Below are 8,835 nucleotides of genomic sequence, written 5' to 3'. Positions count from 1 at the left end.
CCACACCGAACCCGGAGGCCCTCCCTCATTCCAAGATCATCCGACTACGTGTCGGACCGTTCGTAACCTCTCACGGCAGTACAGCTAGCCCGCGCCCAGCCGCAGGACCACCTGCGGCACCAGCGTGTTGCCGAGGCACGGGCGGAGGTCCGCGCGCAACGCGGACGGGCTCGCGGGGTCGAGCGCGGGGGAGACGGCGAAACCGGCCGTCGCCGCGGTCAGCACGACGCGCTGCACCGCCTGCCCGGCGCGGATCTCCGCGGCGGCGCCCTGGGTGAACGTGCACAGGACCAGCTCGGCGCCGGTGCGCACGTGCAGCCACGCCCGCTCCACCTCGGCCGCGCGCGACAGCAGGCCGCGCCAGGAGGCCGGCTCGGGGAACGTCGTCCACGTCCGGCGGGCCGAGCGCAACGCGTGCAGCAGCGCCAGCACGTCCGGGCCGGGTTCCCGGTGCCCGCCGAGCCGCACGGCCGCCGCCGCGTCACCGGCGCTCGGGCCCGGCAGCAGCGTCACCAGTGGCCGGATGCCGAGCGCCTGCAACGCCAGCCGGACGTTGAGCAGCGCGGCACCGCACGCGAGACGCGTCTCCCGGTTGTGCGGTCCCGGGGTGTGGAGCTCGATCTGGTCGGGGCGCACCTCGAACCGCACCCCGGACACCGAGGCCCTCGCGAGCGCCAGGACGCCGCGCACGGCCTCACCGGCCAGTCCGAGCGAGCCGGGCAGGGCGGTCGTCATGTGCCCACTGTCCGGTGGGGGCGGCGAACCGGCCACGGTCGAAGGTCCTTTGTTGCGAGGACCTGTTTCACCGAAAGTGTGCGAATCTTGTCATCGTGTCCGACGCGCACAGCCGCCGAGACCTCGACGAGCTGCTCGCCGAGGTGCGAGACCGCATGGACGAGATCGTCACCACCCGCGACCACGTGCAGGAGCTCCTCGGCGCCGTGCTCGCCGTCGCGTCCGGCCTGGAGCTCCAGTCGACCCTGCTGCGCATCGTCCAGGCCGCCGTCGACCTGGTGGGCGCCCGCTACGGCGCCCTCGGCGTGCTCGGCACCCGCGACGACCTGTCCGAGTTCCTGCACGTCGGCGTGGACGAGGTCACGCGGAGCAGGATGGGGCACCTCCCCGAGGGCAAGGGCCTGCTCGGGCTGCTCATCAAGGACCCGACGCCGCTGCGGCTGCACGACCTGTCCCAGCACGAGATGTCGGTGGGCTTCCCGCCGAACCACCCGCCGATGCACAGCTTCCTGGGCGTGCCCGTGCGCGTGCGCGACGAGGTGTTCGGCAACCTCTACATGACCGAGAAGATCGACGCCGCCGAGTTCACCGCCGACGACGAGGCGGTGCTGCAAGCCCTCGCGGCGGCCGCCGGCATCGCGATCGAGAACGCCCGCCTGTTCGAACGCTCCCGCATGCGCGAACGGTGGCTGGAGGCGATCGGCGAGATCAACTCGGAGCTGCTCGGGGGCGCGTCCGGCGAGTACGCGCTGCGCCTGATCACCCAGCGCACCGTCGAGCTGGCGGGCGCCGACTCCGCCCTGGTCGTGCTGGGCGACGGCGGGCACGTACCGCTGTCGGTGGCGGCGAGCGCGGGGGTGGAGGTCGACGACTTCGACGCCGCCGACCACACCGTGGACGAGGTGGTCCGCTCCGGCGTCCCGCTGCTGGTCGACGACCTGGGCACGGCGTTCGGCCCGGCGCTCGCCGTCCCGCTGCGGTCGGGCCCGGTCGTCACGGGCGCGCTCGTGGTGCTGCGCCGCGGCGGCGAGTCGCGCTTCCTGCCCGACCAGGTGCCGGTGCTGGCGTCGTTCGCGGACCAGGCGGCGGTCGCGCTGGAGTTCGCCGAGCAGCAGCGCTCCCAGCGGTTGCTCGACGTGCTGGAGGACCGCGACCGCATCGCCCGCGATCTGCACGACCACGTCATCCAGCGGCTGTTCGTCACGGGCCTGACGCTGCAGGCGACCATGCGCCGCATCGCCGACCCGGACGTCGCCGCCCGGCTGCAGACCGCCGTCGAGCAGCTCGACGAGACCGTGCGCGAGATCCGCACGTCCATCTTCGACCTGCACTCGACGGACAACACCTCGCTGCGGCGCCGTCTGCTCGACCTCGTCGCCGGCCTGACCGAGGACACGCACCTCTCGCCCGCGGTGCGGATGTCCGGCACCGTCGACAACTCGGTGCCGCCCGAGCTCGCCGAGCACGTCGAGGCCGTCGTGCGCGAGGCCGTGACGAACTGCGTCCGGCACGCGTCCGCGACCGAGCTGACGGTGCTGGTCGACGCCGGGGACGACGTCGTGATCACGGTGCAGGACAACGGGGTGGGCATCAAGGCCGACGCCGCGCGCAGCGGGCTGCGCAACCTGGCCCACCGCGCGTCGAAGTTCGGCGGATCGCTGCAGGTGCGCCCCGTCGACGGAGGCGGCGCCCGCGTGGTCTGGCGCGTCCCGCTGGGTTAGCGGGGCTTCTCGCCGTCCTTGCGGAACTGCGAGGCGAACACCGCCGCCTGCGTGCGGCGCTGCATGCCGAGCTTCGCCAGCAGGTGCGAGACGTAGTTCTTGACGGTCTTCTCCGCGAGGAACATGCGCTCGGCGATCTGCCGGTTCGTGAGGCCCTCGCCGATCAGGTCGAGCACCGTGCGCTCCTGCTCGCTGAGCATGCGCAGCGGGTCGCCCTCCTCGCGTTCGCGGCGGATGCGGTTGAGCAGCGCCGACGTCGTGCGGGCGTCCAGGAGGGACTGTCCCGCCGCTACGGTCCGGACGGCGTTGACCAGGTCGGCGCCCAGGATCTGCTTGAGCACGAACCCGGACGCGCCCGCCATGATCGCGTCGAACAGGGCCTCGTCGTCCGCGAAGCTCGTCAGCATCAGGCACTGCAGGCCGGGGAGGCGGCTGCGCAGCTCGCGGCACAGCTCGATGCCGTTGCCGTCGGGCAGCCTGATGTCGAGCACGGCCACGTCGGCGCCGGCGCCGGGCAGCTTGGCCAGGGCCTCCGCGACCGAGGCCGCGTCACCGACCACGTCGAGATCGGACTCCTCACCGAGCAGGTCCGCGATGCCGCGGCGGACGATCTCGTGGTCGTCGACGAGGAACACACGCGTCGCCATGGAGGTCACGGTAGCCCAAGGACACGGGCGCAAGGGGCCTGGCGGCACTCGCCGCACTAGCCCGATCGGGCGTCGTTCGGGACCGCCGAAAACGCGGAAGTCCGGGTCGCTGGGAAAGCGCCCGGACTCCGCGGTGTGACCGGTTCCGGTCAGCCCTGCTTGATCGCCGAGATCTCGAACTCGAGGACGACCTTCTCGCTCACCAGCACGCCGCCGGTCTCGAGCGCCGCGTTCCACGTGACGCCGTAGTCCTTGCGGTTGATGGTGTGCGAGCCCTCGAAGCCCACGCGGGTGTTGCCGAACGGGTCGACGGCCACGCCCTCGAAGGCGAAGGGGATGGTGATGCTCTTGGTGACGTCCTTGATGGTCAGGTCACCGGTGATCTCGAAGTTGTCGTCGTCGACCTGCTTCGCGGAGGTCGAGACGAACTTGATCTCCGGGTAGGTCTCGACGTCGAGGAAGTCGTTGGTGGTCAGGTGACCGTCGCGCTGGGCGTTGCGCGTGTCGATCGTGGCGACCTTGACGGTCACCTCGGCGGTGGTGTTCTCCGGCTTGTCACCGTCGATCTTGATCTTGCCGTCGAACTCGTTGAACGCACCACGAACCTTGGTGACCATCGCGTGGCGCGCGACGAAACCGATGCGGGAGTGCGAGGCGTCGATGACGTAGTCGCCGGTCAGTTCGGAGAGGTTGGTGGCGGTGGTCATGGTGGTCAGTCCTTCGGTAGTTCGATTTGGTTGAAGTGTCATCCACTTTGCACGAACCTGGATGATGTGTCAACTATTCCCGTATGCTGAACGAGTGACACGATGGTTGGAACCCGAGCAGCAGCGGGCGTGGCGTGCCTACGTCCGCATGCAGGGGGAGCTCAATGCGCACTTGAGCAGGCAGATGTCAGTCGACTCGGAAATCTCGATGGCTGACTTCGCCGTGCTGGTGCAGCTCACCGACACGCCTGATGAACGCGTACGCGTGTTGGAGCTCGCACGGTCGTTGCACTGGGAGAAGAGCCGCATCTCGCATCACGTCGCACGGATGGAGAAGCGCGGCCTGGTGCGCAGGGAGAGCTGTGGCAGCGACGGGCGCGGGTCGTTCGTCGTGCTGACGGACCTCGGCAGGTCCGCGATCGAGGCAGCGGCGCCCTCACACGCCGAGATGGTGCAGAAACTGGTCTTCGACCAGATCACGCCCGCCGAGGTGGAGGCCCTGCGGGAGATCTCCGAGAAGATCTTCACGCGCCTAACGACAGGCGAATGTGCGGCGGTAGTCGCTGGGTGCGACGCCGACGACGCGGTGGAAGTGGTGCCGCAGCAGGGCGGCTGTCCCGAAGCCTGACCGGGTCGCGACCAGGTCGACGTCCAGGTCGGTCTCCTCGAGCAGCCTGCGCGCGTGGAGCACCCGTTGCAGTGACAGCCACTTGTTCGGCGTCGTGCCGGTCTCCGCGACGAACCTGCGCGCGAACGTCCGCTCGGACATGACGGCGAGCTTCGCCATCGAGGCCACCGTGTGGTTGCCCGCGATCGTCTCCAGCACGTGCTCGAGCACCGGTTCGAGGCTGTCCGCGCTGCAGTCGGGGATCGGCAGCTCCACGAACTGCCGCTGACCGCCGTCGCGCTGCGGCGCCACGACCATCCGGCGCGCGATGGTGTTGGCGACCTTCGTCCCCAGCTCCCGCCGCACCAGGTGCAGGCAGGCGTCGATGCCGGCGGCCGTGCCGGCGCTCGTGATGATGTCGCCGTCGTCGACGAACAGCACGTCCGGGTCCATCCGGGCCTTCGGGAAGCGCTCCTGGAACTGCCGTGCCTCATGCCAGTGCGTCGTGCAGCGCCGGTCGTCGAGCAGCCCGGCCGCACCGAGGATGAACGCCCCGCTGCACACGCTGAGCAGCGTCGCACCGGTCTCCCGCAGCGCCCTCACCAGCTTCTCCGGGTACTCGTCCCGGACCCGCGCGGCGGGCAGTGCGACGAGGTCGACGCTCTGCAGCGCGTCGAACCCGTGCTCCGGCGTGATGCTCACGCCCGGGACGCTCGTCGCCACCGGCGCGTTCGGGGTCTCCCCGCACACCCGGAAGTCGACCGGCGGCACGCCCTCCTCGGTCCGGTCGACGCCGAACACCTCGCAGAGCAGGCCGAACTCGAACGGCGCGACGCCGTCGATGAGGGGAACCGCCACCGATCGCAGCATGGCAGGATATTAGCGCGTGGCGTCAGATCTGCCACTGTTGGCGGGATATTGCTGGTCGCAAACTTTTAGACATGACTCTTGCAGCGATCGTCCTCGCAGTGGCAGCCCTCTCCGTCTGGCTCGACCGGCACCGCGACCGCACCGCTGGCCTGGCAGGCTCGACCGACGTCCACGACCGCGACCGCGTCCGCGTTCGCGACGAACTGCGGTACCTCACCTGATAGGTGGGGCACTTGATGAGCGGCTCGCCGGCCGGGTGGCTCACCTGCCACCTGGTGGGTGCCTCATCTGGCGGGCGAGCCCCTGCCAAACGTTTCGCCTTGCGGGCGTTCGCCTGGCGATGCCTCAAGGCAAGGCGTACCGCCCGGTTGGTGTAACGCGTTCGTGTCACCCGGTCGGCGACCCGATTCGCGGTGCCGGGCCGGTGTAGCGGGCGACCGGGCGGATGATCTTCGTGTCCTCGGACTGCTCGAGCGCGTTGGCGCACCACCCGATGACCCGGCTGCACGCGAACGTCGGCGTGAACATCTCGCGCGGGATGCCGCACTGCTCCATCACCACTCCGGCGTAGAACTCCACGTTCGCGTACAGCTGCCGGCCGGGCTTGAGCTCGGCCAGCAGTTCCGTGACCCTGCGCTCGACGGTGACGGCGAAGGTCGTGAGCGGGGTCGGCTCCTCCAGGGCGATCTCCCTCAGCAGGCGCGCCCGCGGGTCCTCCGTCCGGTAGACGGCGTGGCCGAAGCCCATGATGCGGTCGCCCTGCTCGATGCGCTGCCGCACCCAGGCGTCGATGTTGTCCGGCGACCCGATGAGGTCGAGGGCCTCCAGCGCGCGGTCCGGCGCGCCGCCGTGCAGAGGGCCGGAGAACGTGCCGATCGCCGCCGTCACCGCCGACACGACGTCCGCACCCGCCGAGGCGACCACGCGTGCGGTGAAGGTGGACGCGTTGAAGCCGTGGTCGATCGTGGCGATCAAGTACTGCTCGACCGCACGGCTCGTCCACGCCGACGGCTCGCGTCCAGTCAACATGTACAGCCAGTTGGACGAGGTGGACAAATCAACCCTGGGGTCGACGGGATCAAGTCCGTGCTGGAGGCGGTGCAGTGCGGCCAGGATCGTCGGCGTCATCGCGCTGACCTTGAGCGCGTCCGCCTTCCTGTCGCTCATCGGCGCGTCCCACATCGGCCGGCTCGGCAGCATCGACAACGCGGTCCTGAGTCCCGCCAGCGCCGTGCAGCCGGACTTCGCGACCGACGGCAGCACCTCGCGGATCGCGGCCGGTAGTGCGCGCAGTTCGGCGGTGCGGCGGGCGAACTCCGCCGCCTCGGTCTCGTCCGGCAGCCTGCCCTCGGCGAAGAGGAACCACACGTCCTCGAACGACCGCGTCCTGGCCAGCTCGATCGCGTCGTGTTCGCGATAGTGGTAGTAGCCCGCGGCGCCGTTCACGTCCCCGATCAAGGTCGTGGTGACGACAACGTCTTTCAACCCTTTGGGTGCATCAATCAACATGGACAACAGGCTCCGTCAAGCCGTCTTGTACAGTCAACGTTGATGGAATCAATGCTGACGACAACGCAAACCGCCCGCCGCCTGGGCGTCAAACCGGCGACGGTCTACTCGTACGTCAGCCGTGGCCTCCTGACCAGCACGAAGGTCAACCGTGCGAGCATGTTCGACGTCGCCCAGGTGGAGGCTGTGGCACGCCGCACCGGAGCCCGCGGAGCGGCGTCCTCTGTGACGGATTGCATCCGCACGCGCATCTCGTTGCTGGAGAACGACCAGCTCCACTACCGCGGCCGCTCCGTCCCCGGTCTGTCGAGCACCAAGCGCTTCGAGGACGTGGCGCACTGGCTGTGGACCGAGATCGACTCGACAGGGGTGCAGTTCCCCGAGGGCCAGGAGATCTGGATGGCCCTACCGGAGAGCGCCACCCTGACCGACCGCGTCCGCGTGGCCATCGCCCTCGCCAGCGTCGGCGACCCCCTCCGCTACGACCTGGACCGAGCCGTCACCACGGCCCAGTCCCTGATCGCCGACGTCGTGGAGTCTCTGCCGCTCGTCGGCAGGCCCCAGGGCACCGACATCGCCGAACGCCTGTGGGCGCGCCTCTCACCCGAGCCGGCGAGGCCGGACCTGCTCAACGCCGCCCTGATCCTGCTGGCCGACCACGACCTGGCCATCTCGACCATGGCCGCCAGGGTCGCCGCCTCCGCCCACGCCAACCCGTACGCCGTCGTGTCCGCCGGGATGGGCGCCATGGAGGGCCAGAAGCACGGCGCCGCCACGACGATCGCGTACCGCTTCCTGCAGCAGGCGGAGTCCGACCCGATGGGCGCCGTCGCCGAACAGCTGCGCTCCGGCCAGCCCATCCCGGGCTTCGGCCACGCCGTCTACCGCTCCCGCGACCCGCGCGCCGACCACCTGCTCGCGTTGCTGCGCGGTGAGGGCGACCTGGTGGTGGACAAGGTGATCGCGACCCAGAGGGGGACGTTCCCGAACGTCGACCTGGCACTCGCCCAGTTCGCGCTGATGTTCAAGATGCCGCCGGACGCGGGGGAGGCGATCTTCGCGATCGCGCGGATCGTGGGGTGGATCGCTCACGCGATGGAGGAGTACCGGGAGCCCGGTCTGAGGTTCCGGACGCTGGGTGTCTACACGGGAGACCGGCCGTAGGCCGCCGGGCGCGGCGAGGTGAGGCCGGGGGCCGGAAGTGAGCGCGGACCGGCCCAGGGTGCGGGAGGAGACTGGTGCGGCCGTCGCGCACGCCCTAGGGCGTGTCCTGCGGATCTTTCTCATGATCGTGTGCAGATGATGGTGTGTGGTCGGACGTGGTGAGCTGACGGACAAGGCCTGGGCGAGAATCGCGCCGTTGCTGCCCGCGCAGAGCGGGCAGCGCGGTGGCCGGTGGCGCAGCCACCGGCAGGTCATCAACGCGATCCTGTGGAAGGAACGCACCGGTGCGCCCTGGCGTGACCTGCCCGAACGCTACGGGCCGTGGAAGACCGCGCACGAGCGGCTGCGGAAGTGGACCGCGGACGGCACGTGGGACCGAATCCTCGAGCACGTGATCGTCAAAGACGACTCACTCGGGACACTCGAGGACAACGTCGCGTTCGTGGTCAGCATCGACTCCACGAGCATCCGGGCCCACCAGCACGCGGCCGGCGCCCGGAAAAAGGGGGCTGCGCGGACTGGATCGACGACCTCGCCATCGACGGCGAATGCCTCGGACGATCCCGCGGAGGACTGACCACCAAGCTCCACCTGGCCGTCGATGCCGTGGGTCTGCCGCTGGCGGTGATCGTTACTCCAGGCCAGGCCGGCGACAACCCGCAACTGTTGCCGCTGCTCGACGATATCCACGACATCGACGTCGACGGGCAGCGAGTGCGAGTCGGGCGGGTCATCGCCGACAAGGCCTATGCCCACCCGAGCACCCGCACCGCGTTACGGCAGCGGCGGATCAAGGCCACCATTCCCGAGCGTGTCGACCAGATCTCCTACCGCAAGGCCAAGGGGTCGTCCGGTGGAAGGCCACCGGATTTCGA

At 69.8% G+C, this 8,835-nt stretch carries 11 protein-coding genes; 6 read left to right on the top strand and 5 right to left on the bottom strand.

Going from position 1 to position 8,835, the window contains the following annotated elements; all coding sequences use genetic code 11:
• Positions 1–84 precede the first annotated feature (84 nt).
• Positions 85–735: a hypothetical protein gene (locus tag L6E10_RS26705; RefSeq protein WP_236222539.1), complete on the bottom strand. Its 651-nt coding sequence runs from the start codon at positions 733–735 to the stop codon at positions 85–87.
• A gap of 155 nt (positions 736–890) precedes the next feature.
• Between L6E10_RS26705 and L6E10_RS26700 the strand changes: the two genes are divergently transcribed.
• Positions 891–2,456, top strand: coding sequence for a GAF domain-containing protein (locus L6E10_RS26700; RefSeq protein ID WP_236222541.1), 1,566 nt, complete (start codon positions 891–893; stop codon positions 2,454–2,456).
• On the opposite strand, the gene L6E10_RS26695 is transcribed toward L6E10_RS26700, so the two are convergent.
• Both L6E10_RS26695 and L6E10_RS26690 read right to left on the bottom strand, forming a co-directional pair.
• Complete coding sequence (locus L6E10_RS26695; RefSeq protein WP_236222537.1) at positions 2,453–3,103, bottom strand: response regulator transcription factor; 651 nt, start codon at positions 3,101–3,103, stop codon at positions 2,453–2,455. The genes L6E10_RS26700 and L6E10_RS26695 overlap by 4 nt on opposite strands.
• 149 nt (positions 3,104–3,252) lie before the next feature.
• Positions 3,253–3,810: a YceI family protein gene (locus L6E10_RS26690; protein WP_236222535.1), complete on the bottom strand. Its 558-nt coding sequence runs from the start codon at positions 3,808–3,810 to the stop codon at positions 3,253–3,255.
• A gap of 106 nt (positions 3,811–3,916) precedes the next feature.
• On the opposite strand from L6E10_RS26690, the gene L6E10_RS26685 reads away from it, so the two are divergent.
• The gene (locus L6E10_RS26685; protein ID WP_308102885.1) at positions 3,917–4,438 is read left to right on the top strand and encodes a MarR family transcriptional regulator; all 522 of its coding nucleotides are present in this window, start codon (positions 3,917–3,919) and stop codon (positions 4,436–4,438) included.
• Here the strand turns inward: L6E10_RS26685 and L6E10_RS26680 are convergent.
• Positions 4,343–5,287 (bottom strand): GlxA family transcriptional regulator, encoded by a 945-nt coding sequence (locus L6E10_RS26680; protein WP_236222532.1) that lies wholly within the window; start codon positions 5,285–5,287, stop codon positions 4,343–4,345. The two genes, L6E10_RS26685 and L6E10_RS26680, sit on opposite strands and share 96 nt — an antisense overlap.
• Before the next feature lie 71 nt (positions 5,288–5,358).
• Between L6E10_RS26680 and L6E10_RS26675 the strand changes: the two genes are divergently transcribed.
• Positions 5,359–5,508, top strand: a complete 150-nt coding sequence (locus tag L6E10_RS26675; RefSeq protein ID WP_236222530.1) for a hypothetical protein — start codon at positions 5,359–5,361, stop codon at positions 5,506–5,508.
• A gap of 166 nt (positions 5,509–5,674) precedes the next feature.
• Here the strand turns inward: L6E10_RS26675 and L6E10_RS26670 are convergent, their stop codons facing one another.
• Complete coding sequence (locus L6E10_RS26670; RefSeq protein ID WP_236222528.1) at positions 5,675–6,796, bottom strand: citrate/2-methylcitrate synthase; 1,122 nt, start codon at positions 6,794–6,796, stop codon at positions 5,675–5,677.
• Between the two features lie 42 nt (positions 6,797–6,838).
• Between L6E10_RS26670 and L6E10_RS26665 the strand changes: the two genes are divergently transcribed.
• From L6E10_RS26665 to L6E10_RS26655, 3 genes are all read left to right on the top strand, one after another.
• Positions 6,839–7,960, top strand: coding sequence for a citrate synthase (locus L6E10_RS26665; protein WP_236222526.1), 1,122 nt, complete (start codon positions 6,839–6,841; stop codon positions 7,958–7,960).
• A 145-nt stretch (positions 7,961–8,105) separates the two neighbouring features.
• On the top strand, positions 8,106–8,537 hold the full coding sequence (locus tag L6E10_RS26660; RefSeq protein ID WP_236222525.1) for an IS5 family transposase: 432 nt from the start codon (positions 8,106–8,108) through the stop codon (positions 8,535–8,537).
• Between the two features lie 29 nt (positions 8,538–8,566).
• A partial coding sequence (locus tag L6E10_RS26655) for a transposase (protein ID WP_236222523.1) occupies positions 8,567–8,835 on the top strand: 269 nt, incomplete at its 3' end.

This window comes from Lentzea sp. CC55, assembly GCF_021056325.1.
GTDB lineage: Bacteria > Actinomycetota > Actinomycetes > Mycobacteriales > Pseudonocardiaceae > Lentzea > Lentzea jiangxiensis.
The sequence above is the reverse complement of the archived record's forward strand: the minus strand, read 5'-3'. Positions and strand labels throughout refer to the sequence as shown.

Bases quoted from the DNA above. Each gene is read 5' to 3' on its own strand.
- L6E10_RS26705 (WP_236222539.1), bottom strand. From the start codon at position 735: ATGACGACCGCCCTGCCCGGCTCGCTCGGACTGGCCGGTGAGGCCGTG.
- L6E10_RS26700 (WP_236222541.1), top strand. From the start codon at position 891: ATGGACGAGATCGTCACCACCCGCGACCACGTGCAGGAGCTCCTCGGC.
- L6E10_RS26695 (WP_236222537.1), bottom strand. From the start codon at position 3,103: ATGGCGACGCGTGTGTTCCTCGTCGACGACCACGAGATCGTCCGCCGC.
- L6E10_RS26690 (WP_236222535.1), bottom strand. From the start codon at position 3,810: ATGACCACCGCCACCAACCTCTCCGAACTGACCGGCGACTACGTCATC.
- L6E10_RS26680 (WP_236222532.1), bottom strand. From the start codon at position 5,287: ATGCTGCGATCGGTGGCGGTTCCCCTCATCGACGGCGTCGCGCCGTTC.
- L6E10_RS26675 (WP_236222530.1), top strand. From the start codon at position 5,359: ATGACTCTTGCAGCGATCGTCCTCGCAGTGGCAGCCCTCTCCGTCTGG.
- L6E10_RS26670 (WP_236222528.1), bottom strand. From the start codon at position 6,796: ATGTTGATTGATGCACCCAAAGGGTTGAAAGACGTTGTCGTCACCACG.
- L6E10_RS26665 (WP_236222526.1), top strand. From the start codon at position 6,839: ATGGAATCAATGCTGACGACAACGCAAACCGCCCGCCGCCTGGGCGTC.